Raw genomic sequence first — 19,077 nt, forward strand, 5'->3', positions numbered from 1 at the left:
ACGGTTATTAATTGGAGCGCACATTTCCCCAACCCTCCTGCCGGGTCAAGCACGAGATTGCGGCGAACAGCCGATCAGCCGAACAGGCCAACACCGCGCGGCGGCTCGGCATTGCGGTGAATATGCGCGCCGAGGATGAGTCCGAAGCCGGCGAGCACCGCCAGCATCACGGTGCCGCCATAGGAAATCATCGGCAGCGGCACACCAACGACCGGCAGAACCCCCATCACCATGCCGACATTGATGAAGACATAGAGCCCGAATGTGGTGGCAACGCCCATTGTCGTCAGGCGCAGGAAGGTCGATTTGCAGCTGGTGGCGATGGCGACCGTATTGGCCAGGATCAGGGCATAGACCGTCAGGATGACCAGACCGCCGACGAACCCGAATTCCTCGCCGAGGATGGTGAAGATAAAGTCGGTCTGTTTTTCGGGCAGATAGTCGAGCTGTGACTGCGTGCCTTCCATGAAACCCTTGCCGGTGAAACCACCCGACCCCAGGGCGATCTTGGACTGCAGGATTTGGTAGCCGGCACCGAGGGGATCGGAATCCGGGTTGAACATCGTCATGATGCGCTGGCGTTGATAGTCTTCCAGACCATAGCTGAAGAAGCCTATGCCACCAGCGAGGCCGGCAACGGCGCCGGGCAGGATGACTTTCCAGCTCAGGCCCGCAAGGAAGACCACCGCGCCGCCGGTCGCGACCAGAAGCAGGGTCGTACCCAGATCAGGCTGTTTCAGGATCAGCATGGCCGGCACGCCGATCAGGGCTGCCGGCACCAGCAGGCCGCCGAGCCGGGAGACGCGCTCGGTTGGCAGGTCGTGATAGAAACGCGCCAGTGCGAAGACCAGGGCGATTTTCATGAGTTCCGAGGGCTGCAGGCGGATCGGGCCAATATCGAGCCAGCGCTGCGAACCATTGACCGTGGCACCGAACAATTCCGCGCCGATCAGCAGGATCAGCGCGACGGTGTAGACCGGATAGGCCACGCCCATCCAGAAGCGGGGCGGGAACATGGCGATGACCAGCATGGCGACGAAGCCAACCGCGAAACGGATTGCATGCTGCACCGCCCAGGGCTCCCATGACCCGTCTCCAACCGAATACAACATGCCCACACCGGCCGCTCCGACCAGAACGAGCAGGAGAACCAGCGACCAGTTGAGTTCCATCATCTTGCCCGGCAGATCGCGAGGCACGCTTTCGCGGAAGACCGCCATCAGAGACCGCTCCGCGCAATATTACCGAAATTAGCAAAAACCCCCGGCCGGCTCGACGGGTCGCGGGCCACAACCCGGCGCAGGATGTCGCGCGCAGGGCGTGTCGCCGCACTGGAACCGCCGCCATGTTCGACCACGACGACAACCGCATATTTGGGATTATCGGCCGGCGCGTAGCAGACAAACAGACCGTGATCGCGCAGCCGCCAGGGCAGGTCGAGCTGGGTGCGCACACCGGATTCGCGCTCTGCCGCGGTGATCGAATAGACCTGAGCCGTTCCGGTCTTGCCGGCCATTTCAACGCCGTCAATGCCAAGACCGCCAAGCCCGAAGGACGTGCCACCTGGCTCCTCGGCCGCCGCGCGCAGGGCATCGCGCACACGCACCAGCGATTCATCACGCAGGCCCATATGCGGGGCCGGCGGCGCCATGGCATTGCGATACAGCGTCGGCTCGACCGCCCGGCCAGAGGCGACACGCGCCGTCATCACCGCCAGCTGCAGCGGTGAGGCCAGCATGGCGCCCTGCCCGATCACGGTGTTGTAGCTATCGCCCGTCGACCAGCCCTGATTGCGCTGGGCGCGTTTCCAGAGCGGGTCCGGCATGATGCCTCGGGCAACCCCGGCAATGCCGATATCGAAGGGCTGGCCGATCCCGAAACGTTGCCCCATGGCGTGCAGCCGCTCGATGCCGAGACGTTGCGCCGCTTCGTAGAAGAAGATGTCGCACGACGTCTTCACCGCCGTGCGCAGATTGACGGCACCGTGACCCTGACGGCGCCAGCAATGGAATTCGCGTTCGCCCAGCCGCACCGAGCCGGAACAGTGCACGGTCTCATTGGGCCGGAAGACATTGTGCTCGATCGCCGCCGCCGCCGAGACAGCCTTGAAGGTCGAACCGGGCGGATAGGTGCCCTGGATCGATTTCTGGAAGAGCGGCCGGTGGTCATTATCGCGCAGCCCCGAGAAATCAGCGCTCGAGATCCCGCCCACAAAGAGATTGGGATCGAAGCTGGGCGCTGAAACCAGGGCGATCAATTCGCCACTATTGACGTCGATCACCACCGCGGCGGCACTGTCCTGGCCGAGCCGCTCATAGGCGTATTGCTGAATATCGGCATCCAGCGTCATGACGACATCCTGGCCCTGCTGCGGGGCGTTGGATTGTTCGGGCAGTTCGCGGATCACACGGCCCACCGAATTGACCTCGATTTTCAGGGCTCCGGCGGACCCGCGCAAATCCTGCTCGCGGGCAACCTCGACGCCGGTCTTGCCAACCTTGAAGCCGGGATGGCGCAGCAGCCGCTCGGCCTCGCGCGACTCGTTGGCGAGATCATCTTCATTGGGCGTTTGCACATAGCCGACCACATGCGCGAAGGCCGCAGCATAGGGATAGGATCGCACCTCGCCGACATCCGGCGCCATGCCTGCCAGCTCCGGAGCGTTGAGGTTGATGGCCGAGAAGGTCTGCCAGTCGAGGTCCTCGGCCACGGTGATGGCATTGAAGCGCTGACCGCGGCTGGCGGCGCGCAAGACGCGTTCACGCTCATAATCACTCAAGGGCATGAAGCGCGCGAGGCGGTCGAGTGCGGCAGCGATATCGCCGGCCTGCTCGGGTACAATGAGGACGCGGAAACTATCGCGATTATCCGCGAGCAGAGCGCCAAAGCGGTCGAGAATACGTCCGCGCGATGGCGGCACGAGCCGGAAATTGAACTGATTGTCTTCCGACAGGAGACGGTATCGCTCACCCTCGAGCACCTGCAATGAATACAGCCGTGCGCTCAGCCCGGTAAAGGCCAGGGCCCCGCCACCCGCCATCAGCAGGGCGCGGCGGGTGAATTTCATATCCTGTTCCTGGCGATCAGCGCGCATCGGGTTTCGCGATCATCCTCCGATAAAGCCGGTCCGGCTGCTGCGCCGGCGGCGCAGCGCGAAATGGGCGATCAGCGGGAACATCAGCATGGTCGCCGTTGCTTCGATCATCAAGGGGCGAAGATCGGCCAGCTGGCCCAGCGCCAGACTGCCGGCGGCGTAGGCGATCGCATGGGCCAGCACCAGCGTGCCCGCAAAGCGCGCCAGGATTGGCGGGAGATCGCGCGGCATGCCGTCCTCGCCGCGGAACCGCAGGGCCGAGATCGAGACCAGATAGGCCAATGCCCACACGCCCATCGGCGCCCCGGTCAACAGGTCCTGGAAAAGCCCGATCGAGAAGACGAGAATTGGCGGCATGAAGTAGGGCCGCAATCCCGCCCACAGGAAAATGGCGATCAGCGGCCAGGTCGGCATGATGTTGACGCCATCGACCAATTGCGTTGGCGCGGCCTGGACGACCAGTGCGAGGAAGACTGACAGGGCACAGGCGGCGGCGGCCCAATAGGGTGTCTGGCGTTCAGAGGATTTTCTCATTGCTCGTCTCCCTCCGGCAGGGCTTCGCTGTCCGGTATCGCGGCGGCACTGCCTTCAGCATCAGGGCCCGGTGCATCCAGGGCGGCCTCGACCTCGGCGGCCTCCGGCTCGTCGACCGGCGGCTCGATGCGCTGATACGGCCAGACCCAGACGAAATCGACCGGAGCCTGGTCGGAATAGAGGCGGACGCGCCAGCTGCCATCGCGGGCCTCGACGGCTTCGCCGACCGGCAGGCCGCGCGGCAGGATACCGTCATCACCGGAACTGACGATGCGGTCACCGGGCTGGATATCGGCATCGCGGCCGACATAGTCCAGCCGCGGGTAGGCTGTATTGTCACCGATCAGGATGGCGCGCGCATTGGAGCGGTCGGCCATCACCGGGATGCGGCTGTTGAGATCGGTCAGCAGGAGAATACGGGCCGAGCGGCGGCCGCTCTCGAAGACGCGTCCGACCAGGCCGTACAGATTGATCACCGGATAGCCATCATCAATCCCGGCATCGCGGCCGCGACCGATCAGGCGGGCGCGAACGAAGGGCCCCTCCGGGTCTGCCACTGTCCAGGCGCCGATCCGTTCCTGTGTCGCAGGCGTGTTGATGTCGAGCGCCGCTTCATAGACCTCGATCCGGTCGCGTTGACGATAGGCGAGATCTTCCCAATAGCGCGCTTCAACCAATTGCTGTCGCAGCTCGGCGTTTTCGTCGGCCAGGGCGCCCTGGCGCCGGAAATAGGGGCCAATACCCTTCAGCCCGCGGACCGGCTGGGCTGCCAGTTCCAAAACCGGCGCAGCGATGTCGGTGAAGCCTGCGCGGAAGCTGGCAAAGCCGGACGAGCGCGTTTCAGGACGATCAAATGCGATCAGGGCACCGGAGAGGACAAGCAGGGCGATAAACAGGGTTCGAGAAAATCGAACCCCTCCCTCACCTTCATGCCGTCCTGAACGACGAGACGCCACGACTCACTCCTGCCCTTGCGTGAACCGGCAGATTAGACCGCTTCAGACAGAATGGGGCGCCAAAGCTTAAGATCTTCAACCGCTTTGCCACAGCCCAGCACAACGCAGGACAGTGGGTCATCGGCGAGACAGACCGGCAGACCGGTCCGTTCGCGCAGCTCGGTATCGAGATTGCGCAGCAATGCGCCGCCGCCGGTGAGCACAATGCCCTTGTCGACGATGTCTGCAGCCAATTCGGGCGGTGTCGCCTCGAGCGCCTGTTTCACGGCTTCGACGATCTGCTCGACCGGCTCGGAGAGCGCATCGGCAATCATCGCCTCGGTGATCGAGATTTCGCGCGGCACGCCATTCATCAGGTCGCGACCCTTGATATCCAGGGTCAGGCCTTCGCCCTTGACCGGCGGCATGGCCGAGCCGATTTCCTTCTTGATCCGCTCAGCGCTGGTTTCACCAATCAGGAGATTGGCCGAACGGCGGATGTAATTGATGATGGATTCATCCATCTTGTCGCCGCCCACGCGGACCGAGCGCGAATAGACAATCCCCGACAGCGACATCACGGCGACTTCCGTCGTACCGCCACCGATATCGACAATCATCGAGCCGGTGGGCTCATCGATCGGCAGACCGGCGCCGACCGCAGCGGCCATGGGCTCGTCGATCAGATAGACTTTGCGGGCACCGGCGCCGAGTGCGGATTCATGGATCGCGCGGCGTTCAACGGCGGTTGCGCCAGAGGGCACGCAGATCACGACCTGCGGACTGACCATGGAGCGGCGATTGTGCACTTTCTGGATGAAATGCTTGATCATTTCCTCGGCGACGTCGAAATCGGCGATGACGCCATCGCGCATCGGCCGGATCGCTTCGACATTGCCCGGCGTCTTGCCCAGCATCAGCTTGGCTTCCGCCCCGACCGCCTGGACGTATTTACGCCCTTTCTCGACCTTGTAGGCGACCACCGACGGCTCATTGAGCACGACACCGCGTCCCTTGACGTAGACGAGCGTGTTGGCAGTACCAAGATCGATGGCGATATCTGCAGAAAGTAAGCCGAAAAGATAGTTGAACATTGAGCGCGCTGGTTTCGAGGGGTGTGGCGGCAATGCCGCGGGAAAGCTTTTTTTGTTGTGCGATGACCCGCGCCATATTGCAAGGGGTACGCAAGTGCAAACGCATACTGCCTCGCTTGAAGGGCTAAGGCTCTGCCTCATGTTTCGCCGGCGGCTCGGCTCCTTCGACCGGCCGGTTTCGCCGCAACCAGCGGCGGGCGACGAGCATCATGCCGATCCAGCCCGCCACGGCGAGTGCCAGGGTCAGGCCCAGCAATAACTGGCCCTCGCTCATCATGGCCAGGATGCTTTGCCCTGCCAGGGCAACAACCAGGAGCTTCGGGCCGGTTCCGAGCAGCGTGCCCAGACCGAAGGCCCAATAGGGCGTGCGCGCGATGCCAAAGCCCATATTGACGACGATGAAGGGGCCCGATGGAACCCAGCGCACGATCATGCTCGCCAACAGGCCATTGCGGCCGATGAAGTCGGAAATCCGGTTGGCCCAGTCACCGCCGAACCGGGCCAGCAGACCCGCCCCGAACCAGCGTCCCAGGAAATAGTTGACCGTTGCCGCCGCCAGGGTCGCGATCCAGGCGTAAATGAAACCGGTCTGCGGGCCGAAGGCGACGATGGCGGCCGCCATCAGGCCAAATTGCGGTGCCCCGAGAAAGGACAGGGCAATGAAGACGAGAATGGTGAGCGGCAGCGCATACCAGCGGCTGGCTGCAGAATCGAACCATTCATCAATCGCGCCCGGCCCGATATCGAGCACAAACCGCCCGATGACGAACACGGCCGCAACGCCCGCGAACAGGGCGATGGAAACGCCGATCGCGCGCGCGGCCCGCGCATCAAGGCGCAACATGAATTGAATCAGAGCGTTCATTCTCTCCGGTACCCAAGGGCAAGATGCGAGCTAACTAAACACGGATCCGCGTGCCTGCAACGCAGATCATCCGTCAGCCTGGCCCGTTTCGTCCGGCACCTCGCCCGCAGCGATCGCTGTCAGCTTGGCGCGCTGCAAGGCCAGGACACCCAGCTGCTCGTCCAGCAATTTGAGAATTTCGCGCGCTTCCTGCTGGTCGACAACGCCCGGAGAGCGTTCGGTCTCACCCAGGGAATCCATCAGGGCTGCGATATTGCGCGCATTGCCGCGGCTGGCATCACCGGCCAGCGAGAGCCAGTTGGCGTCGGCAGCCTTGTCGACCGGCACGAAGATCCCGCCGGCCAGCGCCGCGAGATGCTGGGCCGCTGCGGTGGCGCCGGATTCGGTCAGCCGCGCGATACGGGCATAGGAAATCTCATTGCTGGAATCAGGATCGGCGAGCGCATAGACGCGGGTCCGGCTGAGCTCGAGCAGGTTCATCACCTCGGGAATGCCCCCGACTTCCTCGAACACACGCGCCACGACTTCTTTCGGTTCGCCGTAGCGGCGCTCCTTGACCGGATTGAATGCCATCTTTGTCCCCAGCATTGGTTATCTGTCCCTGTACCCGACAGAGATGAACAGATTTATTGTCTATTTCGTGGCGGTGCCAAGCCTTGAGCGCAATTCGGCGCCGGCCGCCTCGATCGGCAAGGCGCGATCACGCGCCCGTTCGGCCTGCAGACGGTCGCCCGATTCATAGCGCTCGACCCATTTGCGCGCGAAGCTGCCGGACTCGATAGCCTCCATCGCACCGTCGAACACCGTGAGCAGTTCGGGCCCGGCAATTGCGTCCTCAATCTCGCGGGCACCGAATTCAGCGGTGTCGGAAATCGCTTCATACATGCCGGCGATACCGCGCTCCTGGATCAGGTCGGCGAGGTATTTCAACTCATGCACGCAATCGATATAGGCCATGCGCTCACTGACCCCGGCCGCGGTCAGCCGCGTGAAACTTGCCTTGGCCAGCGCGACCATTCCGCCCACCAGCACGACCTGTTCGCCGAACAGGTCCGAGACGGTTTCCTCGCGGAATGTGGTCGGGAATATCCCGACATTGCCCGACCCGATCGCAGCGAGATAGGCCAGTGCGAGCGCGCGCGCCTGGCCGCTGGCATCCTGGTGAACGGCCCAGAAGCCGATCAGACCGCGACCCTTGAGGAATTCCTGCCGCACTGCGCCGCCAGGCCCCTTGGCCGCGGCGAGAATGATATCGGCATCGGCCGGCGCCTCGATCATCCCGTAATGCACCGAGAAACCATGGCAGACGATCAGCGCCTGGCCGGGCTTGCGATGAGGCAGGATGTCCTGCGTCCAGATCTGGCGATGGGCCTCATCGGCAGCCAGCAGGGCGATGACATCAGCCCAGGCGGCGGCCTCGGCGACGGTGACGACCTCAAACCCGTCCGCCTCGGCCTTGGCCCGCGAGGCGGAGCCGGCGCGCAGGGCGATCCGGATCTGCGACACGCCACTATCGCGCAGGCAGAGCGCGTGCGAGCGCCCGTGATTGCCATAACCGACCAGCGCCACCCGGCGGCTGGTGATCGGGCCAGGATCGATATCGCGCGTGTAGAGCGGCTCAGTGGTGTCCGGTGTCATGGGCAGAATCATCCTCCTCGGCCATCAGCGGATAGGACGCAGGCTCGCCCCCCAAGTCCAGCACAGCGCGCCATTCACCTGCACCCTAGGCGTCCGCACCCTGTCTGGCGAGACAGAGAGCGCCAGTTTCCCGGGCGATCAACCCGCAAGAATGGCCGCCAGCTCGTCCCGCGCCGCTGCGGCGTCGAGTGCGTGGATGCGGGGCCAGTCTGCCTGTTGATTGCGCAGCCAAGTCAATTGGCGCTTGGCGTAACGGCGCGAATCCCGCTGCGCCAGACTCACCGCCGCGTCGAGCTCGATCTCGCCGCGCAAATGCGCCAGCAGGGGCGGCAGGCCCAACGCCTTGCTGGCCGGCAGAAGCGGATCCAGTTCCAGGCGGGCGAAGGCGCGCGCCTCGTCGAGCGCCCCTGCCTCCAGCATCAGCTCGAAACGCCGGTCGATCCGGTCATACAGGGCCTGGCGCTCGGGTTCGATGGCGATGCCGCGCCAGTCCGCCGCGGCCAGCAGGGGCCGGGTTTCGGCATGGAAAGCTGTCAGGGGTTCGCCGGTCGCATAGCCGACTTCGACAATCCGGCCCAGCCGCTGCAGATCGGCCGGCTTGATACGCGCCGCAGCAACCGGGTCCAGCCGCTCGGCTTCGCGCCGCAGACCGTCCGGCCCCGAGGCGGCGATCAGCTCTGCCACCTGGCGGCGGGTATCGGGATCAATCTCGGGCACCGGGGCCAGGCCCTTGGTCAGGGCCAGAAAGTAGAGACCGGTGCCGCCGACCAGGATCGGCGTGCGGCCGCGTGAGCGGATTGCGCGGATCAGGGCCAGCGCGGCCTCGGTCCAATGCCCGACCGACCAGCGTTCGCCCGGGTCAACATTGCCAAAGAGATGATGCGGTGCGCGCGCGAAATCGGCCGCCTCGGGCTGCGCGGTAATCAGCGGCAGACCGGCATAGATCTGCATGGAGTCGGCATTGATGATCTCGCCATCCAGCGCCTCGGCCGCCGCCAGGGCCAGGGCGGTCTTGCCCGCCGCCGTCGGTCCCGCAATCAGCAGGCAGCGCGTCACGGCCGGATGGATTGCAGCACGTATTGCCCGCCGCGATTGAGCTGGAAGCGTACCGGGCCGGTCGGAATACCGTCAACAATACGGCGGATATCCTCGATCGAGCTGACCCGCGTGAACTCGACTTCTTCGATGACATCGCCCGGACGCACCTTGCCCGCAGCATCGCTGCTCGCCGCGACTTCGGTGACCAGCACGCCGGTCGCATCCGGGTGGACCCGGAAGCGGCGGCGCGAGGCGGCGTCGAGCGCTGCCAGCGTCATGCCACGCACGCTATTGCCCTGGCCCTGATCGGGGGTGATGACGGGCGAATTGGCGGTCGCCGGCGCCGCCTGCCCCGCCGCGCTTGCCAGTTCACCAACGGTCACTCGCAAGGTCATCGGCCGATCCCGGCGGATAATGCCGATCTCGGCGACCAGACCGATTTCGGTCTCGGCCACAAGGCGCGGAAAGCTGCGGCTGTCGCGGACGCGGCGGCCATCAAAGCTGACGACCAGATCACCGGTGCGCAGATCAGCGGCTGCCGCCGGGCCGCCCGGCTCGACGCGCGAAATGATCGCGCCATACGGTGAGTCGAGCTCGAAGCTCTCGGCCAGTTCCGGCGTCACCGGCTGGACGCTGACGCCGAGCCAGCCGCGACGGGTTTCGCCAAACTCGATGAGCTGGGCCACGACGCGGGTTGCGATATTGGACGGGATGGAGAGCGAAATGCCGACACTGGCGCCAGTCGGCGACAGGATCAGCGTGTTCACGCCGATGACATCTCCATCCATATTGAAAAGCGGGCCGCCGGAATTGCCGGTATTGATGGCGACATCGGTCTGGATGTAATCATCATAGCGTCCGCCGGCTTCACGGCCACGCGCCGAGACAACGCCGGCGGTCAAGGTGCCGCCCAGCCCGAACGGATTGCCGATCGCGATCACCCAGTCGCCGACGCGCGCGCGGTCACTGTCGCCGAAGCTGACATGTGGCAGCGCCTCATGAACATTCATCATCCGCAAGACAGCGAGATCCGTCACCGGATCGATACCGATCACCTCGGCCGGGAAGACGCGGCCATCGGGCAAGGCGACCTCGACGTCGTCGGCCCCGTCAATGACATGATTATTGGTCACGACCAGACCGGTCGCATCGACGATGAAGCCGGAGCCCAGCGAATTGGCGATACGCGGAGCGTCGCCGAAGATTTCATTGAAACGCTCGAGCGGCGAGCCCTCGGGGAAGGACGGCAAACCTTCGCCGGCATTGAGCCGCTGCGCCGCCGCGATATTGACGACGGCCGGGGAGAGCCCCTCGGCCAGATCGGCAAAGCCGCCCGATCCCGGATGCGCCAGGGCGGTCGCGGGCAGGACAAACAGCAAGACGAGGGCAAACAGACGACGCATGAACTCAACCGATCCGAAAAAGAAATACCAGTCTCTAGACATTGATTGATAGCGCTTCGCGGCCCTGTGCCGCAACCGCTGTGACGCGATTGTCATTGCGATGACAAAGCCGTCACGCCTCGGTCAGGATGGAAATGCGCGGGATCAGGGGCCGAGAAAGGCCACCAGCGCCACCCCGGATACCAGGGCGACCAGCCCCGCAATGCGCAGCTGGTCGCCCGGCATATCCATGATCTGGGTCAGAAATCGCTTCATCGCCTCGGGAGCCAGGGCATAGGCAGCTCCCTCAAGCGCCAGAGCGACGCCCACACCGACAAGCAATGCCGTCAACACAGCCTAGTTCCTGCCCGTCTCGCTCCGGAAATAGTCGAAGAACTCCGAGTCCGGTGCGACCACGATGGGCGTGCCGGCGCCGATCGCTTCCTGATACGCGATCATCGAGCGATAGAAGGCGTAGAATTCGGGATCACGACCGTAGGCAGCCGCATAGATAGCAGCCCGCTGGGCATCGCCCTCACCGCGGGTCCGTTCCGACTCCGCGCGCGCCTCAGCCCGGATAATCAGGCCCTGACGATCGGCATCAGCCTGGATTTCCTGGGCTTCCTGGGCACCGACAGCGCGGATTTGCGCGGCGCGCTGTTCACGCTCCGAGCGCATGCGCTGGAAGACGCGTTCGGCGATCTGTTGCGGCAGGTCGGCGCGAAGGATGCGGACATCGATCACTTCGATCCCGAGATCCTGACGGGCCACCTGGTCTTCCACGGCCGTCTGGACGCGGTCCATCAGTTCGGCACGCTGGCCGGAGACGACTTCCTGGGACGGGATCGAGGCGATCACACCGCGCAGGCTGTCATCCATGATCGAGCGCAGGCGAGACTGGGCCCCGCGCTCATCACCGACCGTCTGATAGAAACGCAGCGGATTGACGATGCGGTATCGCAGGAAAGCGTCAACAACGAGACGGACCTGGTCCGACGCCTGGATTTCCTCAGGCTGCATGTCGAATTCCAGGTTGCGCTTGTCGAACATCAGCACATCCATGATGAAGGGCAGCTTGAAGTGCAGGCCGGGATCTTCATCGCCGACCTCATTGACAGCATCGACCGGCTCGCCAACCCGCAGGATCAGGGCCTGCTGGAGTTCATTCACCGTGTAGACGCTTTGCAGCCCGACGAAGACGACGCCGAACAGGAGGATTATTCCGAGGGTGCGGATCATTGGTTATTCCCCTGACTGCGAGTGCGGTTCTGACCAAGCTGGTCAAGCGGGAGATAAGGCACGGCGCCGGACTGACTATCGAGAATGGTCAGATCGGAATCGCGCAACACGCCCTCCATGGTTTCCAGGTACATGCGGTGACGCGTCACTTCCGGCGCCTGGGCATATTCCTCATAGATAGAGAGGAAGCGATCAGCCTGGCCCTGTGCTTCGGCAATCACCGAGTCGCGATAACCTTGGGCCGCCTGGGTAAGACGGGCCGCATCACCGCGTGCCTCCGGGATGACCCGGTTGGAATAGGAGGTGGCTTCCAGACGCAGGCGCTCGGCATCCTGCTCGGCGACATCCACATCGCGGAAGGCGTCGATCACGCTGGCCGGCGGCTGGGCCGTCCGCAGATTGACTTCGAGGACCTCGATCCCCGCCGTGTATTCGTTCAGTGTCGCCTGCAGCAACTCCTTGGTCCGGCGCGAAACCTCGCCACGGCCTTCGGTGATGATGTATTGCAGATCAGAGGTGCCGATGACTTCGCGCATGGCACTTTCGGCCACGGCGCGAACCGTGTTCTCGGGACTACGCACATTGAACAGGAAATCGCGGACACCATCCGGATAGCCGTAATTGACGCGCCATTGCACAGCGAATTCGATATCAACGATATTCTGGTCGCGCGTCAGCATCTGGCCCTCAGGACCCGCGCCGATGGTCAAGGTGTTGGTCGTGGTCACCTCGGGCAGGAAGACGGTCTCGATTGGTGTCGGGAATTTGACATGCAGACCCGGCCGGGTGGTGCGATCATATTCGCCGAAGCGCAGCACGACACCATTCTGGTTGGGTCCGACCTGATACCAGCCACTGCCCGGCAGGGCGAACCAGACACCGATCAGGATCGCCAGCACGAGAACGACGCCGAAAACACCGCCGCTCTTGCCGCCATCCTTGCCGCCGGATTTACCGCCGCCACCGAACATGCCCCGGAAGCTGCGCTGCAACTGGCGCACAACCTCGTCGAGATCGGGCGGCTCCTGGCCGCCACCACCGCCACCCTCGGGCTTGCGGCCCCAGGGATTTTGTCCGTTTCCGTTATTGCCGCCGCCGGAACCCCAAGGGCCTCCGCCGCCGCCGCTACCACCGGTATTATCGTTCCAGGGCATGGATGCTTCATTCCTCTCGATACATTGCTTCAATAGATGAACGTTTGCGCGCAAAGGTTCAAGGTTAATCGGGGGGGACATGCAGGCTGCCAATCCCGCCCTCCGGGATCAGACCCGTTCCAGCACGCGGCAAACGAAATTGTGCTCATCGCCGGGCCCGGCCTCGTGGACCTCGCGGGAGATCTCCGACCATTGCCCGGCCTCGAGGGTCGGGAAAACGGCATCGCCGGCCGGGTCGGCCTCGACCTCGGTGATATAGAGCCGGTGGGCATGCCCCAGCGCTGCGGCATAGATCTGGGCGCCGCCAATCACGAACACCTCGCCGACCGAATCGGCCTGCGCCTGCGTGATCGCAATCACCAATGCCGTATCGAGATCGCCCGCCACTTCGCCGCCCTCGGCGGTGAAACCGGCCTGCCGGCTGACCACGATATTCAATCGCCCGGGCAAGGGCCGCCTTGGCAGGCTGTCCCAGGTCTTGCGGCCCATGACGATCGGCTTGCCGCTGGTGACGGCCTTGAAATGCTTGAGATCGGAGCTCAGCCGCCAGGGCAGATCACCTTGCGTACCGATCACGCCATTGCGGCCACGCGCCACGATGAGGCAGATCGCTGGCAGGCCGATGGCCGGTTCGTCCGCGCTCATGATGCGTCCTCGCGCTCCAGCCAGCTGAGCCATTTCTCCTGCACGGCGGCATCGAGATCGATGCCCTCATCGCGGGCCATCAACAACAGCATCCCCAGCGCATCGGCCATTTCACGCGCCAGATTTTCGCGCGCGCCCTCATCGGCCGGCTTGCGGCTGCGGCCGGTGGTGGTGAGATAGGCCTGGGTCAGCTCGCCGAGCTCTTCCTGCAGTTTGAGCAGATACCAGTCGCCGGAACGGTCAATCTGATAGCGCTCGGCGTAGATATCGGACACCTGCGCGATGCGGGCCCCCAGGGCGTTGAGGCAGGATGGGCTCGCCTCGCTCATACCGCGACCGGCGCCTTGATGCCGGGATGGGGATCATAATCTTCCAGCATGATGTCCTCATACTCGAAGCCGAACAGGTCATTGGCATCGGGATTGAGGCGCAGGCGCGGCAGTTTGCGCGGCTGGCGCGACAATTGTTCGGCGACCTGGTCCATATGGTTGGAATAGATATGGGCGTCGCCAAATGTGTGGATGTATTCGCCCGGCTCCAGACCGCACACCTTGGCGACCATGGTCGTCAAAAGCGCGTAGGACGCGATATTGAAGGGCACGCCGAGGAACATGTCGGCCGAGCGCTGATAGAGCTGGCAGCTCAGTTTTCCGTCGGCGACATTGAATTGATACAGCGTGTGGCAGGGTGGCAGCGCCATGGAGGGCACATCGACCGGGTTCCAGCCTGACACGATCAGGCGGCGCGAGGCCGGATTGCTCTTGATCTGTTCGAGCAGGTTGGAGAGCTGGTCGATCTCGGTGCCGTCCGGGCCGGCCCAGCGGCGCCACTGCTTGCCATAGACCGGGCCGAGCTCGCCATCGGCATCGGCCCATTCATCCCAGATCTTGACGCCACGCTCCTGCAGCCAGCGAACATTGGTCTCGCCGCGCAGGAACCAGAGCAATTCGATCGCGATCGACTTGAAATGCACCTTCTTGGTCGTCAGCAGCGGGAAGCCTTCGGACAGGTCGCAGCGGATCTGCCGGCCGAACACCGAGCGCGTGCCAACTCCGGTGCGATCATCCTGCTGCGTCCCGTGTTCGAGAATATCGCGCAGCAGATCGAGATAGGCCGCCTCCGCCGCCGAACCGGTCGCAGCCATGCGTCCGGTTTCGCTACCGGGCTCCAGAACGGCCATGTCTGCCATCGCGATCTCCACTGCGTCTCGTGATCGCGCACTCTACATCCGATTCGCCCCGCTTGCAGGTTTGCCGTCAGAATGATCCACACGTTTCGTGCCGCCGTGCAGCCGGCCTGGTGATCGGCAGGCGCAGAGATTCCGCTTGCCATGAGCGCGTCCGCTGTTAATTTCACCAAATTGGAACATATACGGAACACATAAATCTCTGAGGGAGAAATACGATGCTGGGCTATGTCACTTTGGGAACCAATGACTTGCAACGCGCCGCGGCGTTTTACGACAAGATCTGCGCCGAATTCGGCGTCGGCCGGATGATGGATTTCGACACATTCATCGCCTGGGGAAAGCCTGGCGGCGGCGCCGGCATCGGCCTGACCCAACCCTTTGACGGCAAGCCCGCCACGGTCGGCAATGGCGTCATGGCCGCCTTCCAGGCCGAAAACCCGGCCCAGGTCGACAAGGTCTATGCCCTCGCTATCGAGTTGGGCGCCAAGGATGAAGGCCCAGCCGGCCCACGCGGCGATAGCGGCTTCTATGCCGGTTATTTCAGGGATCCGGACGGCAATAAGCTCAATGTGTTCTGCATGTAGCCAGGCCGCCAGGTCCGGAGGGACAGGGCAGGACTATCCTGACAGGACCCACGCCCCGGGACACGGACCGGCTTCGCCGGTGCGTGTCCCGTTTTGCGTGGGGAAAAGTGCGCGGGAAGAAGAGCGGGACATGCGCCTGCTTCACCGAAACGGGTGTTTGTCCCGCCTCACCTGGCCAAAAGCCGAATGCCGCAGCTATCTGGCACCCGGCGCGGAGAGGGCTCCAGGGAGGGATGCGCCCGCTGCGGGTGGGGCTGAAACTAAAACAAGCAATCAAGTTAACGCATTAGGACCGAAATAATTGCGTGTGCCCCGATTTGCAGAGCCGAAAAGTCTATGACGAGATGACGGCAATCACGAACCCTCACGCTGCGGGGCTCCAGGGCGATGTTTGCATCAGCCGGCCCAATGGACCCAACTGGGAGCGCGAGTTTGCGTGAGTGTGTCCGATTGGGTGTATCGCTGGCCGGCACGTATCCATCAGCCGCCGGGGGCACACACGGTCGCCCGCAAATATCCCATTCCGTGCGCTTGATCCGGTGCGATTCCGTTCAGACACCGGGGCTGCAACACCCTGTCCCGATCATCCCTGCCACGCAAACAGCCAGCCGCCCTTTAAACATCGTGCGCCATACCCTATATTGGCCTTGTCAGCTTGCTGACTATGGCGATAAACGCGCTCGTAATAACCAGACCGGACCCGGGGGCAGTACCCGGCGGCTCCACCATTACCTTCAGCTTGTATTGGCAAGCGATTATGGGGCCGAAACAGGATTGACGGATGGGTAAAGGGGAATGCTTTTGCCCGGGTGAGGCCCGATACAGGCTCATTCTTAAAGTTGCCAATGACAACTTTGCTGAAGAAGTTCGTCTCGCTGCCTAGTCAGCGCGTATAACTTCGCATTAACTCCTGGGTGTTCGCACGCTCAGGCGGGGTCCGGAGGCACCTGGCAACAGAAGCCTCCACTTTATCCTGCCATCTGAGCGCATGAATGACCGGCGGGCCCGCTCCACGCGACCGGCCCGAGCTTGACGCACGCCCCCTGTGACGCGCTAGATAGGGCTTGCCCGCGCGGCGCAGGAGCCTCAATGACCTCGACCCAGCCGCCAGCCGATCCCCGAGACACCGTCTGCGCCAATTGCAGCGCCCCGCTGGAAGGGCCCTATTGCGCCAGCTGTGGCCAGTCGGAAGCCGATTTACGCCGTCCCATCCTGTCGCTGGCTACAGACTTTCTCGATGGCGCCCTGGCCTGGGATGGCCGCTTCCTGACAACGCTGCGCGGCCTCTACACACGCCCCGGCAAGGTTGCGCGCGACTATGTCGACGGCAAGCGCATGCAGTTTTCGCCGCCCGTACGCATCTATCTGATCATGACGCTGGTCTTCTTCGCCGTGACTGCTGCAGCCGGCACACGCCCGGTCTCGATTGCCTTCACCCCCGATGCCGCCACGATCCGCAGCCAGAGCGCCAGCGATATCGAGGCCAGGCAGCAGGCCTGGGCGGACCGGGAAGCGAGAGCCCGCGAGGCGGGCAGCGGCCCGCGCTTCAGCTGCGGCGTGATGCCCGGCCCCGACGAATTTGCCGCCGATGGCAGTCTCGCCTTCGCCCGCGATACCAGCATTGATGTCACCCTGTTCCAGCGCGGCAGCGCGCCGGAAGGCCGCGGACTCGATCTGGAGGGCGAAGCCTGCTTCCGCGCCGCCCTGCGCGCCCAGGATGCCGACTGGATTGTCCCGGTTGTCCTCGAAGCCATCCGCCATCCGGGCGCCTATGAGGCGCGCGCCGGGGCGATCGCCAGCCAGGCCTTCCTGTTCATGGTCGCCGCCTTTGCCCTGTTGAACATGGCGCTGCACCCGCGGCGCCGGATGATCGAACATGTCGTCTATTCGCTCTACTGGAATGCCAGCATGGTCCCGGGGGTGATGCTGACCATCCTCGTCATCAATCTCGGCGGCACCCGTATACCAAGCCTTGTGGCGCTGGCCGTCATCGGCATCGCCACCCAGATTTTTGCGGCGCTGCAGGAGCGTGGCTTTTACGGATCGAGCTGGCTGGGCACGGCGCTGCGATTGCCGGTTCTGATGGCCGGATATGGTGCCGGAATGACCATGGTCTCGATCGGCCTGATCTGGCTGGGCGCGCGCTGAACCGGCCTGCCGCGTTTTCCCGCATTGCGGGCAAATCCTGAGCCCGGCTCAACCGGGGCGCCTTCTTGTGCAGTGAAACGACCAGAATGCGTTGACCTGCTCACGGCGTGAGTTACCCTTGAGGCAAGGGAAAAACGGGGATGTTCATGGCCAAGGATCTGATGCGCTACGACTTGATGGCGCAAGAGGCGCTGCGCGGCGTTGTCCGTCAGGCTCTGCTCAGAGCGGCCATGCCGCAAGGCCTGCCCGGCCCACACCATTTCTACATCACCTTCCGCACGCGCGCGCCCGGTGTCGATATCGACCCGTCCCTGCTCGAGAAATATCCCGACGAGATGACCATTGTCCTGGAGCATCAATTCTGGGACCTCGAAGTGACCGATATCGGTTTCGAAGTGACGCTGAAATTTGGCGGCGTACCGAAATATATCAAAATGCCCTATTCGGCCGTGTCACGTTTCCACGATCCCAGCGTCGGCTTTCACCTGCAATTCGACCAGGCTGTCACCGGCGATGATCCGGCCGCCGATAGCGGGCCCGGCTCGAAACCCGCCTCCCGGGGCGCGCCCGCCGAGGGCGAGGCCGGCCAGGTCGTCAGCCTCGACAGTTTCCGCAAGAAGTGATGTCGGGCCAGCGACCGGTTGCCCCTGATCTGAGCGATGGCCCGGTCCACCGGCTCAATGCGGAGCAGATTCGCGCCCGTCTCACGACGATGACCAATCTGGAGCATGCCGCGACCCTGCTGGGTTTTCGCCTGCTCGATTTCTCGATTGAAGAAGGTTGGCTCGAAGCCGAATTCAACCCCTCACCCCAGGTCTCCAATTTGCGCGGCGGCGTCCAGGGCGGCATGATGTGCGCCATGCTCGACGAGGTGATGTCCCTCGCGGTTCTGGTCGAACAGGGTTTCACGGTTGGCGTGCCGACGCTGGAAATGAAGACCAGTTTTCTCGCACCGCTGCCGCTGGCCCGGTGCAAGGCGCGCGGCCAGGCATTACGGGTCGGGCGCAATGTCGCTTTCATGGAAGGCACGATCTGGACCGGGGACGGCATTATCGCCGCCAAGGGTACGGCGACCTGCCAGGTCCGGCGGCCCCGCGCATTGCGCGACAAGGCCTAGCTGCGGATATTCAGCCTCAGGCGTCTTCGAGAACGCGCTGCCGCCGCACGGCGAGTGGCGGGGCGATAACCGGCGGCGCGCTGATTGGCCGCGCCACGATACTGACCCGCGCCTGTTCGCCGTCATGCCGGGTCACCGACAGGGCATTGACGGGGCTGTTATCGTGAAACAGCACGCCGGTCAGCGCATCAAACACCGATCGGGCGACATGATCGACATCCGGGTCGGCGCTGGTGCCTGGACGCTCGATACGGATACAGACTTCATAGACACGGCCCGGCAAGCGGTCGCGCTTGAATTCCAGACGCAGGAATTCACCGATCAGCGACCGGAAACGGCGCGTCTGACTGGTCAGCGCGTCGACGCGCATATTGAGTTCGTCACCCGACATTTTGCGAAATATCGCCCCTGCTACCAAGCT

At 63.7% G+C, this 19,077-nt stretch carries 21 protein-coding genes and 1 other RNA gene; 5 read left to right on the forward strand and 17 right to left on the reverse strand.

From position 1 onward, the window contains the following. Positions 1 to 74: 74 nt before the first annotated feature. The 16 genes from rodA to BLT42_RS08525 all read right to left on the reverse strand — a co-directional run bounded on the left by rodA (position 75) and on the right by BLT42_RS08525 (position 14,762). Positions 75 to 1,220 carry a rod shape-determining protein RodA gene (gene rodA, locus BLT42_RS08450; protein WP_091769723.1) on the reverse strand — a complete coding sequence of 382 codons (1,146 nt, stop codon included), beginning with the start codon at positions 1,218 to 1,220 and terminating at the stop codon, positions 75 to 77. After that, positions 1,220 to 3,067 carry a penicillin-binding protein 2 gene (gene mrdA / locus BLT42_RS08455; RefSeq protein WP_233342397.1) on the reverse strand — a complete coding sequence of 616 codons (1,848 nt, stop codon included), beginning with the start codon at positions 3,065 to 3,067 and terminating at the stop codon, positions 1,220 to 1,222. The genes rodA and mrdA overlap by 1 nt, the downstream gene beginning before the upstream one ends. A gap of 39 nt (positions 3,068 to 3,106) precedes the next feature. Continuing rightward, on the reverse strand, positions 3,107 to 3,628 hold the full coding sequence (gene mreD, locus BLT42_RS08460) for a rod shape-determining protein MreD (RefSeq protein WP_091769726.1): 522 nt from the start codon (positions 3,626 to 3,628) through the stop codon (positions 3,107 to 3,109). Then, the gene (mreC, locus tag BLT42_RS08465) at positions 3,625 to 4,584 is read right to left on the reverse strand and encodes a rod shape-determining protein MreC (protein WP_091769728.1); all 960 of its coding nucleotides are present in this window, start codon (positions 4,582 to 4,584) and stop codon (positions 3,625 to 3,627) included. The genes mreD and mreC overlap by 4 nt, the downstream gene beginning before the upstream one ends. Positions 4,585 to 4,616: 32 nt before the next feature. Beyond that, complete coding sequence (locus tag BLT42_RS08470; RefSeq protein ID WP_091769730.1) at positions 4,617 to 5,657, reverse strand: rod shape-determining protein; 1,041 nt, start codon at positions 5,655 to 5,657, stop codon at positions 4,617 to 4,619. A 124-nt stretch (positions 5,658 to 5,781) separates the two neighbouring features. Continuing rightward, positions 5,782 to 6,522, reverse strand: coding sequence for a TVP38/TMEM64 family protein (locus BLT42_RS08475; RefSeq protein ID WP_091769732.1), 741 nt, complete (start codon positions 6,520 to 6,522; stop codon positions 5,782 to 5,784). Between the two features lie 66 nt (positions 6,523 to 6,588). Continuing rightward, positions 6,589 to 7,095: a hypothetical protein gene (locus tag BLT42_RS08480; protein WP_091769734.1), complete on the reverse strand. Its 507-nt coding sequence runs from the start codon at positions 7,093 to 7,095 to the stop codon at positions 6,589 to 6,591. A gap of 60 nt (positions 7,096 to 7,155) precedes the next feature. Next, entirely contained in the window at positions 7,156 to 8,160 is a 1,005-nt protein-coding gene (ilvC, locus tag BLT42_RS08485; RefSeq protein ID WP_091769875.1) for a ketol-acid reductoisomerase, read from the reverse strand. A 138-nt stretch (positions 8,161 to 8,298) separates the two neighbouring features. Then, the gene (miaA, locus tag BLT42_RS08490; RefSeq protein ID WP_091769736.1) at positions 8,299 to 9,216 is read right to left on the reverse strand and encodes a tRNA (adenosine(37)-N6)-dimethylallyltransferase MiaA; all 918 of its coding nucleotides are present in this window, start codon (positions 9,214 to 9,216) and stop codon (positions 8,299 to 8,301) included. Next, positions 9,213 to 10,601 (reverse strand): Do family serine endopeptidase, encoded by a 1,389-nt coding sequence (locus tag BLT42_RS08495; protein ID WP_091769739.1) that lies wholly within the window; start codon positions 10,599 to 10,601, stop codon positions 9,213 to 9,215. The genes miaA and BLT42_RS08495 overlap by 4 nt, the downstream gene beginning before the upstream one ends. Positions 10,602 to 10,745: 144 nt before the next feature. Continuing rightward, entirely contained in the window at positions 10,746 to 10,934 is a 189-nt protein-coding gene (locus tag BLT42_RS08500) for a DUF2065 domain-containing protein (protein ID WP_233342398.1), read from the reverse strand. 3 nt (positions 10,935 to 10,937) lie between these two features. Next, entirely contained in the window at positions 10,938 to 11,819 is an 882-nt protein-coding gene (hflC, locus tag BLT42_RS08505; protein WP_091769742.1) for a protease modulator HflC, read from the reverse strand. Next, positions 11,816 to 12,973, reverse strand: a complete 1,158-nt coding sequence (hflK, locus tag BLT42_RS08510; protein ID WP_091769744.1) for an FtsH protease activity modulator HflK — start codon at positions 12,971 to 12,973, stop codon at positions 11,816 to 11,818. The genes hflC and hflK overlap by 4 nt, the downstream gene beginning before the upstream one ends. 108 nt (positions 12,974 to 13,081) lie before the next feature. Continuing rightward, positions 13,082 to 13,618, reverse strand: a complete 537-nt coding sequence (locus BLT42_RS08515) for a dihydrofolate reductase (protein WP_233342399.1) — start codon at positions 13,616 to 13,618, stop codon at positions 13,082 to 13,084. After that, the gene (locus BLT42_RS08520) at positions 13,615 to 13,947 is read right to left on the reverse strand and encodes a pyrophosphohydrolase domain-containing protein (RefSeq protein ID WP_091769746.1); all 333 of its coding nucleotides are present in this window, start codon (positions 13,945 to 13,947) and stop codon (positions 13,615 to 13,617) included. The genes BLT42_RS08515 and BLT42_RS08520 overlap by 4 nt, the downstream gene beginning before the upstream one ends. After that, positions 13,944 to 14,762, reverse strand: coding sequence for a thymidylate synthase (locus BLT42_RS08525; RefSeq protein WP_199287694.1), 819 nt, complete (start codon positions 14,760 to 14,762; stop codon positions 13,944 to 13,946). The genes BLT42_RS08520 and BLT42_RS08525 overlap by 4 nt, the downstream gene beginning before the upstream one ends. Before the next feature lie 260 nt (positions 14,763 to 15,022). On the opposite strand from BLT42_RS08525, the gene BLT42_RS08530 reads away from it, so the two are divergent. From BLT42_RS08530 to BLT42_RS08550, 5 genes are all read left to right on the forward strand, one after another. Next, complete coding sequence (locus tag BLT42_RS08530; protein ID WP_091769749.1) at positions 15,023 to 15,391, forward strand: VOC family protein; 369 nt, start codon at positions 15,023 to 15,025, stop codon at positions 15,389 to 15,391. 610 nt (positions 15,392 to 16,001) lie between these two features. Beyond that, positions 16,002 to 16,359, forward strand: a transfer-messenger RNA (tmRNA) gene (gene ssrA / locus BLT42_RS08535). A 121-nt stretch (positions 16,360 to 16,480) separates the two neighbouring features. Then, entirely contained in the window at positions 16,481 to 17,539 is a 1,059-nt protein-coding gene (locus BLT42_RS08540) for a DUF3667 domain-containing protein (protein WP_091769750.1), read from the forward strand. Between the two features lie 146 nt (positions 17,540 to 17,685). Beyond that, positions 17,686 to 18,162 (forward strand): SspB family protein, encoded by a 477-nt coding sequence (locus BLT42_RS08545; protein ID WP_091769881.1) that lies wholly within the window; start codon positions 17,686 to 17,688, stop codon positions 18,160 to 18,162. Continuing rightward, positions 18,162 to 18,656 (forward strand): PaaI family thioesterase, encoded by a 495-nt coding sequence (locus BLT42_RS08550; protein WP_091769752.1) that lies wholly within the window; start codon positions 18,162 to 18,164, stop codon positions 18,654 to 18,656. The genes BLT42_RS08545 and BLT42_RS08550 overlap by 1 nt, the downstream gene beginning before the upstream one ends. A 16-nt stretch (positions 18,657 to 18,672) precedes the next feature. On the opposite strand, the gene BLT42_RS08555 is transcribed toward BLT42_RS08550, so the two are convergent. Continuing rightward, positions 18,673 to 19,047, reverse strand: coding sequence for a RusA family crossover junction endodeoxyribonuclease (locus BLT42_RS08555; RefSeq protein WP_143024092.1), 375 nt, complete (start codon positions 19,045 to 19,047; stop codon positions 18,673 to 18,675). Positions 19,048 to 19,077: the final 30 nt, after the last annotated feature.

The organism is Maricaulis salignorans (assembly GCF_900103475.1).
Lineage (GTDB): Bacteria > Pseudomonadota > Alphaproteobacteria > Caulobacterales > Maricaulaceae > Maricaulis > Maricaulis salignorans.